This is a genomic window from Bradyrhizobium sp. cir1, assembly GCF_014198245.1.
Taxonomy (GTDB): Bacteria; Pseudomonadota; Alphaproteobacteria; order Rhizobiales; family Xanthobacteraceae; genus Bradyrhizobium.
In genome coordinates, this window is the sequence record NZ_JACIHE010000001.1 from 719,643 (window position 1) to 737,234 (window position 17,592).

Consider the following 17,592-nt stretch of genomic DNA (forward strand, 5'->3'; position numbering starts at 1 on the left):
AAATAATTCTCCCGCGCCAATTGCCGGACAGATCATGAAAATCGGAACGCTCCTGACCACCGCCATCGTCTCGCTCTCGACCGTGGGTGGCGGCCTCGCCGTCTACGTCGCCGTGACGAAGTACCAGACGATGGAGCGGATCACCGAGGCGCAAGGCCGTCTCGCCATCGTCCGCGCCGTCAGCGACATCCCGCGCTATCTCAATCCGGAACGCGGCTTTTCCACCAACATCCTCTACGGGCCTGCGACCATCGACCCCGCACTGCTTGCCGAGCAGGACAAGCTGCGCAAGCAGACCGACGGCGCCCGCGACAAGATGAATGCGCGGCGCAAGGAGCTGCCCGGCCCGTTCGACGACGGCACCACCATCGGCAGCAACATCGACGGCATCAATGCGAAGTTCACCGCGCTGCGCGAGGCCATCGACAAGGCGCTGGGCGGGCCGGCGGAGGCGCGCAAGGACGCCGCCAAGAAGATCGTCGCCGACAACGCCGTACTCAACGGCGGCGTGACCGCACTGCTCAACGAGCAGGTCCGCCGCATGGCGATCCTGAACGGTGACGCCTACCGGCAGGCCAGCTACGCCAACATCGCGATGACGCTGCGCGACGTCGGCGGCTTCAATTCCAGCCTGCACAAGAATCTCGTCGGCGGCAAGAAGCCGGCGACCGACGCCGAGAAGGCAGACATCAGCCGCTCGCAGGGCCGCAACGACCAGATCGTGATGTCGCTGCTGGAATTGCGCGGCAATCCGGCAACCCCGGCGAACGTCGCCGCTGCGCTGGAGAAATTCAACGCGATCTATGTCGAGGAATTCGGCCGCGAGCTCAAGCTGGTCAAGGACGGTGCGGTCACCGGCAAGTACGAACACGACATGGACACCTATTACGCCTCGACGCAGCGCGGCCTCAGCACCATCATCGAGGTCCGCGATGCCTTCTACGACAATGCCGAGCAGGTCCTCGCCGGCGCCTCGTCGGCTGCACGCACCAGCTTCGTCATCGCACTGCTCGGCCTTGCCGCCGTGCTGGTCGCGAGCATCGGCCTCGTCGTGACCGTCCGCCGCCGCGTCTGTGCCCCCATCGTCGGCCTGACGACGCGGATGTCGCGGCTGGCCGACGGCGAGGTTGCGGAAGCCATCCCCGGCACCGAGCGCTCCGACGAGATCGGCGCGATGGCCGCGGCCGTCCAGGTGTTCAAGGACAACATGATCCGGGCCGACCGGCTCGCGGCCGAGAAGCAGGCCGAGAATGACGGCAAGATGCGCCGCGCGCACGCGCTCGACGGGCTCACGCGCGCATTCGAGGCCAAGGTCACCGAGCTTGTCGGCGGGCTGTCGAAGGCCTCCTCCACGATGGAGAGCACGGCGCAGTCGATGACCTCGACCGCGGCCCAGACCAACAGCCAGGCCGCGGTCGTCGCCGCCGCCTCCGAGCAGACCTCGACCAATGTGCAGACGGTTGCGAGCGCGACCGAAGAGCTCACCTCCTCGATCGCCGAGATCGGCCGTCAGGTCGCACAGAGCACCGAGATCGCCGCCCGCGCCGTTGACAATGCCCGCCGCACCGGCGACACCGCGCGTGCGCTCGCCGAGGGCGCGCAGAAGATCGGCGACGTCGTCACCCTGATCCAGAGCATCGCCGAGCAGACCAATCTGCTGGCGCTCAACGCGACCATCGAGGCCGCGCGCGCTGGCGATGCCGGCCGCGGCTTTGCGGTGGTCGCGTCCGAAGTGAAGTCGCTGGCGGGCCAGACCGCCAAGGCCACGACCGAGATCTCCGAGCAGATCACCGCGATCCAGAGCGCGAGCGACGAGACCGTGGCCGCGATCCGCAACGTCGCCGACGTCATCGCGGAGATCGACCAGATCGGCACGGCGATTGCCGCCGCGATCGAGGAACAGGGGTCGGCGACCAAGGAGATCGCCCGCAGCGTCCAGGAGGCCGCCCGCGGCACCCAGGAGGTCAACACCAACATTTCAGGCGTGCAGCGCGCCGCCGACGACACCGGAGCTGCCGCCAGGGAAGTGCTCGACGCCGCCGAGCAGCTCTCGACCCAGTCGCGCGATCTCGCCGGCCAGTTCGACCGCTTCCTCGGCGAGGTCAGGGCGGCGTAAGAACAACGCGCGTTCACTGAACGATCCGCGGGGCTCCTTGCACCTCTCCCCGTTGGGGAGAGGTGACACGGAGCGCGGCTCAGTACGGCGGCGCCTTGCGCGCCCGCTGCGCTTTCGCCGCCTCGATCCACCAGGTGAGATCATCCGCAAAGCGCGGGAACGCGCGCTCGAGCGCCTTGCCGCCCTCGCCGATCGGCTCTGCGTCCGCTGACAATGTCTGCGCGATCGGGCCGACGCCGATCGTGCTCGACACCACCACCATGCCCATCTCCGACAGCGTGCCGTGCCAGGCGGTCGCGGCCCGCGCGCCCGAGAAGCGCCCGGCGGAATAGCTCACGATCGCGGCCGGGCGCCAGAACCACTCTTCGAGAAAGTGGTCGGTCAGGTTTTTCAATCCCGGCTGAATGCCCCAATTGTATTCGCCGGTGACGAAAACGAAACCGTCGGCGCCGCGGATCTGTCCGGCCAGCTTCTCCAGCGCCTCGGGGGCGGCGCCCTTGGGATATTCCTTGTACATGCGGTCGAGCATCGGCAGGCCGATGGCCTTGGCGTCGATGAACTCGACCTCCTCGCCGCGGCTGCGCAGGCGATTGATGACGAAATTCGCAAGGCGGATGCCCATGCGGTCGGAACGATAGGAACCGTAGAGGACGAGGATGCGATTGCTCATGGCCGGCAAGCTAGCACGAAAGCCGGCGGCCGACCCAGCCGATTTGTCGCGCTATCTTCCGCGGCCGCGGTCCAGCGTTTGCGACGGCGTCTCGCCGGCTCTCCGGAGTTTCGATCGGATGTCCAGCAAGTCATGTTGGACGATGACCACCCACGCCTTGTCAGGGCCCGCCGGGCCAAGATGGCGTGACGACCCAGGGGCTAGTGCGTGGCGCGGTATCTGGCGCGGCGGGGAATCGAGTTGCAGGCCAGACCTTCGGCCAGCAGCTTCATGTCCTCGCGTTTGCCGCTCCGGATCAGCCGCCCGAACTCGTCGGATGTGAAAGGGAGATTGGGATCATCATCGATTGGACGCCGCATTCGCGGGCCGAACAACCGTCGCACCAGGCTAGCCAGCCGCCGCATGTCGATTCCCTCGCGCCAGCAACAAACCTTTCACTCTGTACATTGTTCCTCCCGCGTGATCGAGATTGCAAGAGGCGGCAAGGACTCCGCACCAAAAATTTCGATGTGAGAATAATCTCCTCCGCGCAACGGCGTCAGTCGGCAAAGCCCACGTAACGCACGAACTCATCGTTGTGCTCGCGGTCTGAGCGAACTGCGTTCGCGGCAAAGTTGTCGTCGGGATAGCCCATCGCGACGCAGGTCATGATGACCTCGTCCTCCGGGATATCAGCAACCTTGCGCACGATGTCGGAGCGCATGATGCCCTGCCCGTTGACGACAGAGCCGAGGCCGCGGTCCCAGGCAGCGAGCACGATGCCGTAGCAGAGCGCGCCGAGATCGAAATGGCAGACCGCGCCGGGATCGAGCACGCGGTCATAGGTCAAGACCAGCGAGACCGGCGCGTCGAACTGGCGGAAGCCGCGCAGCACCCAGTCCTGGCGCATCGGCTTGTCGTCGCGCGCAATCCCCATCGCGCCGAACAGCTTCTTGGCGATGTCGACCTGCCGGGTGCGATGCACGCCCTGATACTCGCCATGGCTGACGATGTCGCGCTTGACCTTGGCGCCGCCGACCATCTCCTCCATGTTGCGGCGACGCACCTCCTCCAGCGGAGGCCCCGTGAGCACGTGAACGTGCCAGGGCTGGGTATTCATCGACGACGGCGCGCGCTTGGCGCTCTCAATGATCGCCTCGATCACCGCGCGCGGCACCGGCTCGTTCCTGAAACCGCGCACGCTGCGGCGCGACTGGACCAGAGTCTCGAATTCCACCCCTTGGCCTCCCTGCCCGTTCATCTCCGCAGCATCGCAACACGCAGGCCCGTTGCCGATGCGGCGCGCAAAATCTATGCTACCCCGCAAGCAAGACCAAGAACCCTGTGAGGATGCCCATGCCTGCGCCGCTCGATCCCGTCATCGCCCAGATCATTCCGCTCATGCCGATGCGCGATCCCGCGGTCATGACGCCACAGAGCGCCCGCGATTCCTTGCGCGCACTGGCTGCTTCGCGCGCAGCCATCGCGCCGCCGCCGGTCGATACCGTCGCCGATATCAAGGTGAAGGGCGGCGCCGGCCCGCTCGATGCGCGTGTCTACCGGATCGGCACGACGCCTGCGCCGACCGTGGTGTTCTTCCATGGCGGCGGCTGGGTCGCGGGCGATCTCGAAACCCATGACCGGCAGGCGCGTAATCTTGCGATCGAGACCGGCGCGGTCGTCGTCTCCGTCGACTATCGCCGCCCGCCGGAGACGCGCTTTCCCGGCGCATTCGAGGATGCCTTTGCCGCCGTGCGTGACGTGTTTGGCCGCGTCGCGGAATTTGGCGGCGACGCAAACCGTTTCGGCGTGGCCGGCGACAGCGCCGGCGGCAATCTCGCGGCCACCACCGCGATCGCCTGCCGCGATGCCGGCATTGGGCTCGCCGCGCAATTGCTGGTCTATCCCGTGACCGACGTCGTCGGCGCTTACGCCGATGCGGGCGAGAACGCACGCTTTCCCTCGCGCGCCGAGAATGCCGAGGGCTACTTCCTGACGCGCGCCACGATGGAATGGTTCTGCGGCCACTATCTCGCCGATCCCGCTCACGCGACCGACTGGCGCGTCTCGCCGCTGCGCGCCGCATCGCTCAAAGGCCTCGCGCCTGCGATCGTGACCACCGCCTGGTTCGATCCCCTGCGCGATGAGGGCTCAGCCTATGCGCGGGCGCTGGAGGCCGCCGGCGTTCGGGTCAAGCATCACGAGGGGCCCGGCCTGATCCATGGCTATTTCGGCATGGGCGACGCCTCGGACGTCGCGCGCACTGAAGCGCAGCGCGCGCGGGCCGACTTCAAGGCGCTGCTCGTGCGCGGCGTGTAGGCGCCAGCTAGAGGCGGCGCGCCTGCTGCGCCGCCGTGTGCCCCGAGGCCTCGTCCCAGTCCTGTCCGGAGGCACGTGGCGTGAATCTTGGAACGGCCCGCAGGCCGCACGCGTCAAGCCGAAGCGCACTCAGCGCGCGCCGGAAAATATCCGCACGCCGGGGCCGGCCCGCGCCGATCCTGCTTGATTGCGCCACGATTCCCGGCTCCAATCCGCAAGCCATTACTGGTTTAGGAGACACCCATGATGAAGCGGATTTTCCTGGCTGCGATCGTTGCCGCCTTTGCAGCGGGCTCGGCCTTCGCGGAAGACACCTGCGAGAGCAAGGCGGTCGGCAAGGACGGCAAGCCGCTGGCCGGCGCCGCCAAGACCTCGTTCCTGAAGAAGTGCAAGGCCGACGCCTGCGCGCCCAAGGCCGTCAGCGCCGATGGCAAGCCGCTCGCAGGCGCCGCCAAGAACAGTTTTATGAAGAAGTGCGAAGTCAGCGCGTAAGGGCGCTGCGAATTCGTGGCTTCTTTTGCGAGCAATCGCCCTCGTCGATCTCGTCATGGCCGGGCTAGTCCCGGCCATGCTCGTTTGACGACCCCTTCCGCACCCGCCGAACGCGCAAATCAAAATCACCGCCACTCTGGACAGAAAGCCCCGGCTGACGGATCATGGCGCGCTGAGCGAAATGGGGCGCATCGACGAGGCTTTCCAGGAAGGGGACGTCAAGATGTGGCAACTTCGAGTGCGTCATCGGATAATGGCGACAGTAAGCGTGCTGTTCGCGCTGCTCATCAGCCTTGAAGCTGCGAATGCAAGGGGCCCCGGTCTGCCCAACGTCATGGTTTTGGCAACCGGCGGCACGATCGCCGGCACCGGGGCGAGCAGCACCACCGTGGTTGGCTACACCGCGGCCACGGTCGGCATCGACACCCTCCTGAACGCCGTTCCCGAGCTGAAAACCGTGGCCAACGTCAAGGGCGAGCAGGTTTTCCAGATCGCCAGCGAGAACATGAACAATGACTATTGGCTCAAGCTCGCCAAGCGCGTCAACGCGCTCCTCGCGCAGGACGACGTGGACGGGATCGTGATCACCCACGGCACCGATACGATCGAGGAGACCAGCTATTTCCTCAACCTCGTCGTCAAGAGCAAGAAACCCGTCGTCATCGTCGGCGCGATGCGGCCGTCGACCGCGATCAGCGCGGACGGGCCGATCAATCTCTTCAATGCGGTGATCCTCGCAGGCAGCGACGAGGCCGTCGGCAAGGGCGTTCTTGTGGCTCTCAACGACCAGATCAACGCGGCGCGCGACGTCACCAAGAACAACACCTCGACGGCCGATACTTTTCGCACGCCGGAACTCGGCTTTCTCGGCTACATGCAGGGCAACAAGCCGTACTTCTATCGCCAATCGACCCGCCGGCACACGGCGGACTCCGAATTCGACGTGTCCAGTCTCGATACGCTGCCGCAGGTCGATATCGTCTACGGTTACGCCAACATGAACCGGGTCGCGGTCGACGCCTTTGTCGCCGCCGGGGCCAAGGGGATCGTGCATGCCGGCGTGGGTGACGGCAGCCTGGCCCGGCCCGCGGTCGAGCCGGCTCTCGATGACGCCCGCAAGAAGGGCGTCGTGATCGTCCGGAGTAGCCGTGTCGGCAACGGCATCGTCGCGCGCAATGGCGAGGCCAAGGACGACGAACATGACTTCGTCGTCTCGGATACGCTCAACCCTCAAAAGGCGCGCATCTTGCTGATGCTGGCGCTGACCAAGACGACCGATACCAAGGAAATCCAGCGGATGTTCTACACTTACTAGACCATCAGAAGCCTGGATCATTCGAATCGCGCGCGCCCTACTCCCGCTTGAAGCGGTAATCGAACGCGTCGCCAAGCGGCTTGATCAGCCCGACCGTCGGCGCCGGAAAATGGATCGGCAGGATCAGCGTGTCGGTGTCGGCGACGGAGGCAAAGAACTTCCGTCGCGACACCGCCGATTGCCTGGCGTCCCAATCCGGTTTCGCCGACCAGTCCGGCTCGCGGCACTGGATCTGGTGATGCATGAGATCGCCGGCGACCACCGCGCGCTGGCCCTTCGAAAAGATGTTCACGCAGCAATGGCAGGGCGAATGCCCCGGCGTCGGCGTCAGCGTGACCGTATCATCCAGCGCGTAATCATCGTCCACCAGCAGCGCCTGCCCGGCCTCGACGATCGGCAGACAATTGTCGCGGAAGACCGTGCCGGGCGGGTTGTTGCCTTTGGCGTTCTCGGACTCCCAGGCCGCGTATTCACCCTTGTGGAAGATGTATTTCGCGTTCGGGAACGTCGGCACCCAGCGGCCGTCGCGCAAGGTCGTGTTCCAGCCGGTGTGATCGATGTGCAGATGCGTGCAGAACACGTAGTCGATCTGCTCGAAGCCGATGCCGAGCGCGAAGAGCTCGTTGCGCCAGCGCTCCTTGCCGGGAAAGTCGAACGGCGGCGGATGGCCCTTGTCCTCTCCGGTGCAGGTGTCGACCAGGATGGTGTGGCGCGGCGTGCGCACGACGAAGGTCTGGTAGGTGATCACCATCATGCCGCGCGCGGCATCGAACACCTCCGGCTCCATCGTCGGCAGATGACGCTTGAACACGCCGTCGTCATAAGCCGGGAAAAAATCTTGCGGCCGCCGCCAAGGCCCCTCCCGCTCGATCACCGCATCGATGGTGATGTCGCCGATCCGCAGTTGCTTCATCGCCGTTTCACTCCCATTTTTTAAGGGAGCGTAGCGGGCGCGATCGGCGCGTTCAAGGCACGTCGAACGCCCGTCAGGCCTGCTTCAGCAGATGCCGGGCGAATTCGGGCAGCGCGCGGAAGGCCATATGCAAATTGTCGTTGAAGGAAGCGGTCTGATAACCGTGGTGCTGCCAGGCGAGAACAAGCGCCGTGCGGCTGAAGATCGAGACGTGGCCGTTGCGCGGGCCGACATACCACCAATTGACGCCGTGCATCTCAAAATCGGCTGGTTGCACCAGTGTGGAGAACAACACGAGCCCATCCTCCTTCGTGCTTGACGCGATGGCGGCGATACCGGCCATCGGATCGGGCATGTGCTCCAGCGTCTCGAAGCAGGTGACGATATCGAATTTTTCCTGCGGCGGCCGCGCGAAATCGGCCACGAAGGGATCAAAGGTCTGCGCCTCCAGGAAGCCGGAGTCGCGCAACGTTGCGCTCAGCAAGCCGTCGCCGCCGCCATAGTCGAGCAAACGCAGCTCCGCCTTCCTCGCTCCGAAGAAATGTTGCACCAACTTTGCGCTGTTGGTCGGCCGAACCTCCCTGTAGTCGGGATCGACCTCGATATAGCCGTCGTTATAGATGTCGGCCTTGAAGTTCGCCTCGCTCCAATCGTCGAATGCATCGGTGAACAGGAACCCGCAGACCTGGCAGCGGTGGTAATAGACCGGCCTCCCCAACAGCGGCAGCCGCCCGCCGCGCGCTTCATTGCAGTGTTTGGCGAAATCGACCACGCCGAACAGTGCGGCCTCCGCGGTGCAGATCTTGCACGGCAGAGGCGCCGTAGAAACCTCTTTCAGCTTGGCGATCATGCCCCGTTCCGCAAACTTTCGCCCGGAGCGGACCATCGCCCGTGAGAGTTGCGCGAGGCTTGCGCTGGCGAGTTCCCATCGCTCGCGCAACAGAGCTCGGTTGGACTCCTGCGACAGCATTTACGCAGCGACGCAGATGCGTCGCCTGGACGTCATACGCGCGTCGTCGGGCACGCTCGATAATCTCCGCCTCATTCCAGATCGAGCGCGCACAAATTGCGCAACAAAAGCATGGGGCACTCGCGTGAAGAAGCTCTTCTGTCTGATATCGTCCATATCGCTCGCCGCAGCACTGGCTGGCGCTGCGGCGCCGGCGCACGCCGATCAGGATGACAACGGCCGCGACCGCGACCATGATCGGGACCGCCACCACGGCCGCAAATCGCCGCCGGTGGTCCTCATCTCGCTCGACGGCGCAAAGCCCGATTTCATCCGGCAATTCATCGCGGAAGGCGTGCTGCCGCGCGACGGCGGCCTGGCGCGGCTGAGCCGCCATGGCGCGGTGGCGCTACAGAACATCACGGCCTCGCCCTCGCTCACCGCCGTCTCCCATATCGAGATCGCCACCGGCTCGACCGCCGTCCACAACGACATCCCCTCGAACACCTTCCAGGCGATCGTCGGCCCGATCACATCGAGCCTCAGCGGCTTCGCGGCGCCGATCGGCGGCTATCGCGAGAGCCCGCTCGGTCCTTCGCCGCAGCCGACCGCGGCGCCGCTGTGGGTGCAACTGCGCCAGCACGGAAAGAAGGTGGTCACCGCGACGTGGCCGGGCGGCGACGGCGCCGACATCTCGATCAACGGCGCCGTGGTGCAACCGGCCCAGCCGATCCGCGTCACCGACTACACCGTGCCGTTCGGCGCGTTCGGCGGGCTCAGCGCGCAGGGCTTTTCGCTCACGCAGACGAACTTCGCGCCCGATCCGGCGGTGGCAGCAGCGCTGCAAGCGGCCGGCCGCTTCTCGTTCAGCCCGGTACTGACAACACCCACCCCGATCGAGACGTTCTCATGCGCATCAGCGCCGACCGCGACCTGCACCAGCGCGGCCACGCAGGACCTCAAATTCGCGATCCGGGTGGCGGCGCTCGACACCACCAACGACAACAAGGTGAACTACGACACCCTCGTGTTCTTCGACGCCACGCGCGGCATCACGGCCGGGCCGTTCAAGCCGCCGGCGACCGGCCCGGCCTACGCGAAGCTCGGCGGCGAGAACGCGCCGTTCTTCTTCGAGGGCAACGGCGCCAGGGTGGGCGCGGCCTACTTCGTCTCGCAACTCGCGCCCGATCTGTCAGTGGTGCGCTTTGCCCGCTACGGCGCCAATTACATCCCGCGCAACACGGCCGTGCTGGCCGACGTCGACGACATCAACAACAGCATCGGGTTCTGGCGCCCGCAGGCTGACTTCCGCATTCCGGAACGACTGAGCCAGGGCTTCACGGACTTCCCCGACATCGAGATCGAGGCGATGTACGAGGACATGGTCAAGACCTTCGTGCGTTACCAGGCCGATATCGGCGAGCGCGCGATCAAGAACCATCCCGACGCCGATCTGGTGATGATCTATATCGAGCAGCCGGACGGCTCCGAGCATCAGTTCCTGCTCACCGATCCCCGCCAGGGCACCAACCCGAAGGACCCGAGCTCGATCGGCGCCGGCCAGGACGCCGCCAAGGTCGCCCGTTACAAATCGTACATCCGCTTCGCTTATCAGACTGCAGACAAGGCGGTGAAGCAGATCGCCGAGGCGGCGGGGCCCGACAGCAACATCATCGTCGTGTCGGACCACGGTTTTGCGCCGTTCCACACCTCGGTCAGCATGACCAACATCCTGAAGAATGCCGGCATCGACACCAGCAAGCTGGCGATCCGCACTTCGGGTCCGGCGGTCAACATCTACGTCAACCTGCAGCAGCGCGAGTCCGGCGGCACCGTCGATCCCGCGACCTACGCGGCGCTGGTGACGCAGATTGCTGAAGCCGTGAAGAACGCGGTCGACCCAAATCCGACATTCAACGGCTCGCTCGAGGGCGGACGGCTCTTCACCGTGGTCGAGACCCGTCCGCTCCAATGCGAGGCCGGGATCGGGCAATGCACCAGCAAGACCATCGGCCAGGATTTCGGCGATGTGTTCGCGCTGATGGCTCCGGGCTACAATTTCGACGGCATCCAGAACCCCGGCGTGGCCCGGTTGGGCGATGGCCCGTTCAACGCGGCAACAACCACGCTGTCGATGCCCAATTTCTACGGCGCCCACGGCCACGATCCAAAACTGCCGGTGATGAGCGCGACCTTCATCGCCGCCGGCCCGCAGATCCGCAACAACACGACGATCCGCCGTATGCGCAACCTCGACGTCGCCCCGACCATCATGCAACTCCTGGGCGTCAGACCGCACCATGTCGACGGCGAGGTGCTGCGCGAGATTTTGCGGTAACCGATTGACGGCCGGCACGGGGTGGGCGCGATCAGCGCCCATCCCGCATCTCCATGTCCGTCCACGTCTCGTAGCCGACGCGAGCAAATCGGCGAAACACAACCGCCGGGCGGGTGACACGAATTTACGCGTTTATGTATGATTTAATTCACAGCGCCTTTCCAGTTCGGCTGTAAAATGCAGCTCCGCAACGCGGCGGCTCTCAGGCCTTCCGCCTTGCGGTCGCGTTGCTGAAACCGATGGGGGCTCTATGCAGATAGGGCTGAAAAGGCCGCCAGGATCAGGTCCCTCTACCCGCTTCCGGGAGCGAGTTGCCCAAAGGTTCGCGGACACGACAACCGTGCCTCGTCTAACATGGCGCTCACCGGAACGGAGGTTTGCTGCATATGATTTGGGGGCCGCGTCATTCAGCAAAATGTCGGCGCGCGCGCAAGCCGGCGTTGACTTTGTTTGCAGCACGCGGCGCCCGGTGCGCGCTGTCAATGGCGGCACCTTCTGCTATCCTGCCCCCGTTCTGTCAGGTAGCGGGGTGGTCAAGGTGAACCATCCGGAGATCGATGTTGCAGGGGCCCCGCCAACGCGGCGCGTGCTTGCAATTCTGGCCGCCGACGTCGTCGGCTATGCTCGCCTGACCGAGGTGGCGGAGGAGGCCACGCACGTCCGCCTGCGAGCGCTTCGTTTCGGCGTCATCAACCCGTGCATCGTCTCGTTCCGCGGCAGGATCGTGAAGAACACGGGGGACGGCTTTCTCGCCTCGTTCGATTCCTCGCTCGATGCTGCGCGCTGTGCGGTCGCCTTGCAGCACGAAGTCGCGGGGGCGCAGACCCGGGAAGGATACGATCGGAAGATACAATTTCGAATAGGTCTGAACGTTGCGCAGACCATCGTAGAATCGGAGGACATCTTCGGAAAGGGCGTCAACATCGCGGCGCGACTCGAGCAGTCGGCGCCGGCTGGCGGTGTGGTGCTCTCGGATGAGATGTTCCAGCAGATCAAGGACCGGCTCGAGGTGCCTGTCCAGGACCTGGGCACCCTCCGGCTCAAGCATCTTGCACGCCCCGTTCACGCTTATTCTCTCCTGCTGCCAGAGGCCGAACGATTGCCGTCGAGCGGTGGCCGCAAGGCGAGCCGCCAGGCCAAGGTGCCCTACATCGCGGTCCTGCCGTTTCGTACGCAGGGAGCGAACCCGGAGGACGATTACTTCGGCGACGGGACGGCCGACGAGATCGTCGTGGCGCTTCAGAGCCTCCGTGGGCTGTTCGTCATTTCAAGCATGTCCACGTCTCCCTATCGGAGCGGACCGATCGACAGCCAGAGGATCGGCCAGGAACTCGGCGTCCGGTACGTCTTGAGCGGCAGCATCCGGCGCGCCGACAAGCGGCTTCGCATCGGCGTGGAATTGAAGGACGTCGAAGCGGGAATCGTGCTCTGGGCCGATCACTATGACGGCGACGTCTCCGAACTGTTCGAATTTCAGAGCCGCATTGCGACGCGCATCGTATGGAGCATCGCTCCCCAGGTCCGCGAGGCGGAGCTGAAGCGCGCGCTGCAAAAGCGCTCGGACAATCTCAATGCTTACGAGCTGCTCATGAAGGCGATCGACTTCATGTATCGCATGAACTTCTTCGACTTCGGCCGCGCGGGCGAGCTGCTACAGGCCGCAATCGCTTCGGATCCGAGCTACGCGACGCCCTATGCCTATGCAGCGCTCTGGCACATTCACAATGTCGCGCAAGGCTGGGGCGCCGAGGGCGGCCCCGATGCGGCGGAAGCGGCGCGCCTTGCCACTGCGGCGGTCGATCGTGCGCCGGCAGACGGCTTCGCGTTGGCCGTTCTCGGACACACCAAGGCGCTGTTGTTCAAGGACTACGACGCAGCGCTCGACCTCTTCGATAGAGCGTTGAGCGCCTCGCCCGGAAACGCTATGGCTTGGACCCTTAGCAGCGGCGTGTACGGCTACCTCGAGGAGGGCCAATCAGCGATCACGCGCGCTGAACAGGGACTGCGTCTATCGCCGGCCGATACACAGGCGTATTTTTACCTGATGTTCCTCGGCCAGGCGCATTACATCAATGGCAATTACGATGAGGCGGTTGTGTGGGCCCGCAAGACCGCAGCGCTGAACGGACGGCTGTCCGCCAACCTGCGTATTCTGGCAGCCGCCTATATTGCGAAGGGCCAGGACGCGGAGGCCCGCAGCGTCACCAAGATGCTGTTGGAGATACAGCCTCGATTCACGCTTTCGGCCTATCGCGAGCGCTGCCCCTTCAAAATAGGTTTGCGGGAACGCTTCATCGAACATTTGCGACAGGCAGGCTTGCCGGATTGAAACCATGCTGCATTTGCAGCGAACCACAGGAGGATCCCGCCATGGGGGGCAATTGGTTCGGAGGCAACTGGTTTGGTGGCAATTGGTTCGGAGGAAACTGGACAGGCGGCACGGGCGCCGGCAGTGGAACGCCCGTGTTCGCGATGCGGGCCGATCGGCCACTTGCCGAGATCGCCATCACACGGGACTACAACGCCAAGTTCCGGGACGCCGAATGGGATCCGGATCTGCGCGCCATCGCGATCATGCCGGAGTTTCTGGCGCAGACCATCGATGGCCAGCAATGGCAGGCGGCGGTCGCGCTGCCACCGCCCACCTACCCCGTCACTGCGAAGATGATCGACGAGGTCCTGGTGCTGGCAGTGGCGGAGCGACCGGAAGCGCTTGGCGAAATCGTGGAGGAGAACCAGAATTTTCAGCTGCGCTGGCTGCAGCTTCTCAACATCACCGCCACGTCCCACCCGCACACGTTCCTGCTGATGAAGATCATGGCCCGGGTCGGCGAGTTTGCGATGGTCGAGCTCAAGCTCCAATATTCGAACCCGCCTGGCGCCACCGCCCCACCCTATTGGTACCAGCCGCGACCAAGCCAGGTCTGCCCGACGCTGTATCCGCCGGTCCAGGTCCCGGGGCATCCGGCCTATCCGGCCGGACACGCGCTCATTGGCACGCTCACCTCCGAATGCCTGGCCGACCTGCTGCCTCAATACAAGGAGCCGTTGCGCGCGCTGGCCGCGCGGGTCGGGATGAACCGGGTGATCGCGGGATTGCACTATCGCGAGGACATCGACGCGGGCGCGAGGGCCGCGATCGTCATAAGGCGCTTTCTGATAGATTGCCCGTTCTACGCGGCCACGTTCGCACTCGCGCAGAAAGAATGGCAGTGAGAGCGCGCGCAACCTGACCACGGCAGCGGAGGCAACCATGACGCCTTGGGAATTGGGCACCGGCTATGTACGGGTGCTGGCGCAGCGTAATCAGAATAGCTTGCTCGTGAAGGCGGCAAACGACCTGCTCAAGGGCGATAGTCCGGTCGGCACGATGAGCGAATACATTCAAAGGAACGCGGCGCCCGACTTTTTGATCGACGGTGAGTTCGGCGCCTTGCCGATCTGGGATGGCGCCGATCAGCGACCTGCAGTCTCGACCAGGGACAGGGGCGAAAAAGCGTCCGCGCTCCTCGCGCTCGATAAATCGAAGAAATTCCTGATCCGCGCCTACGTTTCTCGCGAGAGCCTCGCCGAGCCGGGCTTCAACAATGGCGAGCCAGTCTGGTTGGATCCTGATGTGCGCGGCCAGCTTGCTTTGCCCCCTACCAACAAGGCCACCGGCGATACAGAGATGGTTCGGCAGGATCTCAACACCGCGACGCTGCAGCACAAGGGCCTTCACGGCGCGGGTGTTGCCGTCGCCATCGTTGATACCGGCATCTGCAAGTCACATCTTGCCACGCGGTTCGGCTTCAACCCGGACCTGAATGTCGGCAATTCGTGGACGCCTCCGACCGTGGCGACGACACCGGGACTCCATCGCATCGGACACGGAACGATGTGTGCCTACGGCGTGCTCGCGGTGGCCCCGAAGGTGACGCTGCTCGACTATCCCTTGCTGCTTGGGCGGCCGGCCGGGGAGCACACCGTCAGTGCGACGATCTCGGAAATGATGCGCGGTTACTTGATGCTGATCTGGCGCTGGGCGGTCGTTCGCGACATTCCGCAGACCGCGCTCGTGGTCAACAATAGTTGGGGCATCTTTCATCCGAGTCTCGACGATTTTTCGCCCGGTGATCCCAAGCGCTACATCGACAATCCCAATCACCCCTTCAGGCTGTACATCTGGTTGCTCACGGCATTCGGGGCCGACGTGGTTTTCGCCGCCGGCAATTGCGGCGACGGCTGCCCCAATGCCGTGTGTCTGCAGCGGACGGAGGGCATGATCATGGGCGCCAACGCCTACGACGAAGTGCTGACGATCGCCGGTTGCGACATCCTGGACGTGCGCGTCTGCTATTCCTCGCAAGGACCGTCGATCGCGGGCATGTCTCCGCAGAAGCCCGACATCACCGCCTATACGCAGTTTCTCGGCTCGAAGGTCCTGCGAGGCCCGCGTGGCTTCGAGCCGGATACGGGAACGTCGACATCATGCGGCGTCGCATCCGGGTGCGTCGCGGCGCTGCGAACGCAGCGGCCGCCGACTGTGACGGATCCGGCAGCCATGATTGCGGCCTTGAAGACGACGGCGCGGCCCCAGGGCGGAGCAGTGCCGAACTACGATTACGGCTACGGCATCGTCCGGCCGGTGGCGGCGGCGCTAAGCCTCGGCATCATACATTGAGCGCTTAGCTCCGCAACCCCGGCGCCTCCTGCCCCGTGCGCGCGACATACTCCGTATAGCCACCGCCGTACTGGTGGATGCCCTCAGGCGTCAGCTCGAGCACGCGGTTCGACAGGACGCTGAGGAAGTGGCGATCATGCGAGACGAACAGCATGGTGCCTTCGAAATCCGACAGCGCCGTGATCAGCATCTCCTTGGTGGCGAGGTCGAGGTGGTTGGTCGGCTCGTCCAGCACCAAAAAGTTCGGCGGATCGAACAGCATCTTGGCCATCACGAGACGCGCCTTCTCGCCGCCCGAGAGCACGCGGCAGCGCTTCTCGACGTCGTCGCCGGAGAAGCCGAAGCACCCGGCGAGCGCGCGCAGGGACCCCTGCCCTGCGGTCGGAAATTGGTCCTCCAGCGACTGGAACACGGTGCGCTCGCCGTCGAGCAGATCCATCGCGTGCTGGGCGAAATAGCCCATCTTGACGCTGCCCCCTAACGCCACCGTGCCCTCGTCGGGCTCGCTCGCGCCGGCAACCAGCTTGAGCAGCGTCGACTTGCCGGCGCCGTTGACGCCCATCACGCACCAGCGCTCCCTGCGGCGGATCATGAAATCGAGCCCGTCATAGATGCGCTTGGCGCCATAGCCCTTGTGCACCTTCTTGAGCGCCACGACGTCCTCGCCCGAGCGCGGCGCCGGCGGGAAGTCGAAGGCGACGCTCTGGCGCCGGCGCGGCGGCTCGACCCGTTCGATCTTGTCGAGCTTCTTCACCCGGCTCTGCACCTGCGCCGCATGAGAGGCACGCGCCTTGAAGCGCTCGATGAACTTGATCTCCTTGGCGAGCATGGCCTGCTGGCGCTCGAACTGCGCCTGCTGCTGCTTCTCGTTCTGCGCCCGCTGCTGCTCGTAGAATTCGTAGTCGCCGGTGTAGGTGGTGAGCGAGCCGCTGTCGATCTCGATCACCTTGGAGATCACGCGGTTGATGAACTCGCGGTCATGCGAGGTCATCAGCAGCGTACCTTCGTAGTCGTGCAGGAATTTCTCCAGCCAGATCAGGCTTTCGAGATCGAGATGGTTGCTCGGCTCGTCGAGCAGCATGACATCGGGACGCATCAGGAGAATGCGCGCCAGCGCCACGCGCATCTTCCAGCCGCCCGAGAGCTTGCCGACGTCGCCGTCCATCATCTCCTGGCTGAAGCCGAGGCCGGACAGCGCCTCGCGCGCCCGACCATCGAGCGCATAGCCGTCCAGTTCCTCGAACCGGTGCTGCACCTCGCCATAGCGCGCGATGATCTCGTCCATCTGATCGGCCTTGTCGGGGTCGGCCATATCAGCCTCGAGCTCGCGCAGCTCGGCCGCGACCTCGCTGACGGGACCTGCGCCGTCCATCACCTCGGCGACCGCGCTGCGGCCGGACATCTCGCCTACATCCTGGTTGAAATAGCCGATGGTGATGCCGCGATCGGTCGAAACCTGGCCCTCGTCGGGCAGCTCCTCACCGGCGATCATCCGGAACAGGGTGGTCTTGCCGGCGCCGTTCGGCCCGACCAGGCCGATCTTCTCGCCCTTGTTGAGGGCCGCGGAGGCTTCGATGAACAGGATCTGGTGGCCGGCTTGCTTGCTGACGTTGTCGAGGCGGATCATGGGGTCTTTTTGGGGGGATTTTTGCGTTGCAGCGTCTTAGGACATAGCGGCCGCGAGGGGAAGCCCGGCGGGGTACGGATTCCGCCTCACGAGGCGTCGGATTCCCGCGATTCACCCCGACGCTTAGGGTCATCCAGCCGGAAGGTGCGAAGCACTGACGACAGGGTTCCGCCAATCCAAGAAACCCGATTGAAGGCCCGACGAAATCGGC

14 protein-coding genes are annotated in these 17,592 nt (G+C 64.8%); 8 read left to right on the forward strand and 6 right to left on the reverse strand.

The window, feature by feature from the left end:
- Positions 1 to 34: 34 nt before the first annotated feature.
- Entirely contained in the window at positions 35 to 2,116 is a 2,082-nt protein-coding gene (locus GGD63_RS03495) for a methyl-accepting chemotaxis protein (protein ID WP_183239482.1), read from the forward strand.
- A gap of 79 nt (positions 2,117 to 2,195) precedes the next feature.
- Here the strand turns inward: GGD63_RS03495 and GGD63_RS03500 are convergent, their stop codons facing one another.
- The 3 genes from GGD63_RS03500 to GGD63_RS03510 all read right to left on the reverse strand — a co-directional run bounded on the left by GGD63_RS03500 (position 2,196) and on the right by GGD63_RS03510 (position 4,002).
- The gene (locus GGD63_RS03500; RefSeq protein WP_183239483.1) at positions 2,196 to 2,786 is read right to left on the reverse strand and encodes an NADPH-dependent FMN reductase; all 591 of its coding nucleotides are present in this window, start codon (positions 2,784 to 2,786) and stop codon (positions 2,196 to 2,198) included.
- A 200-nt stretch (positions 2,787 to 2,986) separates the two neighbouring features.
- Positions 2,987 to 3,190: a hypothetical protein gene (locus GGD63_RS03505; RefSeq protein WP_183239484.1), complete on the reverse strand. Its 204-nt coding sequence runs from the start codon at positions 3,188 to 3,190 to the stop codon at positions 2,987 to 2,989.
- A gap of 134 nt (positions 3,191 to 3,324) precedes the next feature.
- The gene (locus GGD63_RS03510) at positions 3,325 to 4,002 is read right to left on the reverse strand and encodes a nitroreductase (RefSeq protein WP_183239485.1); all 678 of its coding nucleotides are present in this window, start codon (positions 4,000 to 4,002) and stop codon (positions 3,325 to 3,327) included.
- A gap of 119 nt (positions 4,003 to 4,121) precedes the next feature.
- Between GGD63_RS03510 and GGD63_RS03515 the strand changes: the two genes are divergently transcribed.
- The 3 genes from GGD63_RS03515 to GGD63_RS03525 all read left to right on the forward strand — a co-directional run bounded on the left by GGD63_RS03515 (position 4,122) and on the right by GGD63_RS03525 (position 6,891).
- Positions 4,122 to 5,084 (forward strand): alpha/beta hydrolase, encoded by a 963-nt coding sequence (locus GGD63_RS03515; RefSeq protein WP_183239486.1) that lies wholly within the window; start codon positions 4,122 to 4,124, stop codon positions 5,082 to 5,084.
- A 243-nt stretch (positions 5,085 to 5,327) separates the two neighbouring features.
- On the forward strand, positions 5,328 to 5,576 hold the full coding sequence (locus GGD63_RS03520; RefSeq protein ID WP_183239487.1) for a hypothetical protein: 249 nt from the start codon (positions 5,328 to 5,330) through the stop codon (positions 5,574 to 5,576).
- Between the two features lie 253 nt (positions 5,577 to 5,829).
- Complete coding sequence (locus tag GGD63_RS03525; RefSeq protein ID WP_246785342.1) at positions 5,830 to 6,891, forward strand: type II asparaginase; 1,062 nt, start codon at positions 5,830 to 5,832, stop codon at positions 6,889 to 6,891.
- Positions 6,892 to 6,928: 37 nt separating this feature from the next.
- Here GGD63_RS03525 and GGD63_RS03530 read toward each other — a convergent pair whose 3' ends face one another.
- On the reverse strand, positions 6,929 to 7,804 hold the full coding sequence (locus GGD63_RS03530; protein WP_183239489.1) for an MBL fold metallo-hydrolase: 876 nt from the start codon (positions 7,802 to 7,804) through the stop codon (positions 6,929 to 6,931).
- A 73-nt stretch (positions 7,805 to 7,877) separates the two neighbouring features.
- Entirely contained in the window at positions 7,878 to 8,654 is a 777-nt protein-coding gene (locus tag GGD63_RS03535; RefSeq protein ID WP_183239490.1) for a class I SAM-dependent methyltransferase, read from the reverse strand.
- Between the two features lie 244 nt (positions 8,655 to 8,898).
- Between GGD63_RS03535 and GGD63_RS03540 the strand changes: the two genes are divergently transcribed.
- From GGD63_RS03540 to GGD63_RS03555, 4 genes are all read left to right on the forward strand, one after another.
- Positions 8,899 to 11,091: an alkaline phosphatase family protein gene (locus GGD63_RS03540; RefSeq protein ID WP_183239491.1), complete on the forward strand. Its 2,193-nt coding sequence runs from the start codon at positions 8,899 to 8,901 to the stop codon at positions 11,089 to 11,091.
- Between the two features lie 250 nt (positions 11,092 to 11,341).
- Positions 11,342 to 13,420: an adenylate/guanylate cyclase domain-containing protein gene (locus tag GGD63_RS03545; protein ID WP_246785343.1), complete on the forward strand. Its 2,079-nt coding sequence runs from the start codon at positions 11,342 to 11,344 to the stop codon at positions 13,418 to 13,420.
- Between the two features lie 41 nt (positions 13,421 to 13,461).
- Positions 13,462 to 14,307, forward strand: a complete 846-nt coding sequence (locus GGD63_RS03550; RefSeq protein ID WP_246785344.1) for a phosphatase PAP2 family protein — start codon at positions 13,462 to 13,464, stop codon at positions 14,305 to 14,307.
- Between the two features lie 37 nt (positions 14,308 to 14,344).
- On the forward strand, positions 14,345 to 15,754 hold the full coding sequence (locus tag GGD63_RS03555; protein ID WP_183239492.1) for a S8 family serine peptidase: 1,410 nt from the start codon (positions 14,345 to 14,347) through the stop codon (positions 15,752 to 15,754).
- Between the two features lie 4 nt (positions 15,755 to 15,758).
- Here the strand turns inward: GGD63_RS03555 and GGD63_RS03560 are convergent, their stop codons facing one another.
- A complete protein-coding gene (locus GGD63_RS03560; protein ID WP_183239493.1) occupies positions 15,759 to 17,381 on the reverse strand; it encodes an ABC-F family ATP-binding cassette domain-containing protein in 1,623 nt (540 codons plus the stop codon).
- Between the last annotated feature and the right edge of the window lie 211 nt (positions 17,382 to 17,592).

Excerpts from the sequence above, each read along its gene's own strand:
- GGD63_RS03525 (WP_246785342.1), top strand. The coding sequence starts at position 5,830 with ATGGCGACAGTAAGCGTGCTGTTCGCGCTGCTCATCAGCCTTGAAGCT.
- GGD63_RS03560 (WP_183239493.1), bottom strand. The coding sequence starts at position 17,381 with ATGATCCGCCTCGACAACGTCAGCAAGCAAGCCGGCCACCAGATCCTG.
- GGD63_RS03495 (WP_183239482.1), top strand. The coding sequence starts at position 35 with ATGAAAATCGGAACGCTCCTGACCACCGCCATCGTCTCGCTCTCGACC.
- GGD63_RS03520 (WP_183239487.1), top strand. The coding sequence starts at position 5,328 with ATGATGAAGCGGATTTTCCTGGCTGCGATCGTTGCCGCCTTTGCAGCG.
- GGD63_RS03500 (WP_183239483.1), bottom strand. The coding sequence starts at position 2,786 with ATGAGCAATCGCATCCTCGTCCTCTACGGTTCCTATCGTTCCGACCGC.
- GGD63_RS03505 (WP_183239484.1), bottom strand. The coding sequence starts at position 3,190 with ATGCGGCGGCTGGCTAGCCTGGTGCGACGGTTGTTCGGCCCGCGAATG.
- GGD63_RS03555 (WP_183239492.1), top strand. The coding sequence starts at position 14,345 with ATGACGCCTTGGGAATTGGGCACCGGCTATGTACGGGTGCTGGCGCAG.
- GGD63_RS03515 (WP_183239486.1), top strand. The coding sequence starts at position 4,122 with ATGCCTGCGCCGCTCGATCCCGTCATCGCCCAGATCATTCCGCTCATG.
- GGD63_RS03550 (WP_246785344.1), top strand. The coding sequence starts at position 13,462 with ATGGGGGGCAATTGGTTCGGAGGCAACTGGTTTGGTGGCAATTGGTTC.
- GGD63_RS03535 (WP_183239490.1), bottom strand. The coding sequence starts at position 8,654 with ATGATCGCCAAGCTGAAAGAGGTTTCTACGGCGCCTCTGCCGTGCAAG.
- GGD63_RS03530 (WP_183239489.1), bottom strand. The coding sequence starts at position 7,804 with ATGAAGCAACTGCGGATCGGCGACATCACCATCGATGCGGTGATCGAG.
- GGD63_RS03545 (WP_246785343.1), top strand. The coding sequence starts at position 11,342 with ATGCAGATAGGGCTGAAAAGGCCGCCAGGATCAGGTCCCTCTACCCGC.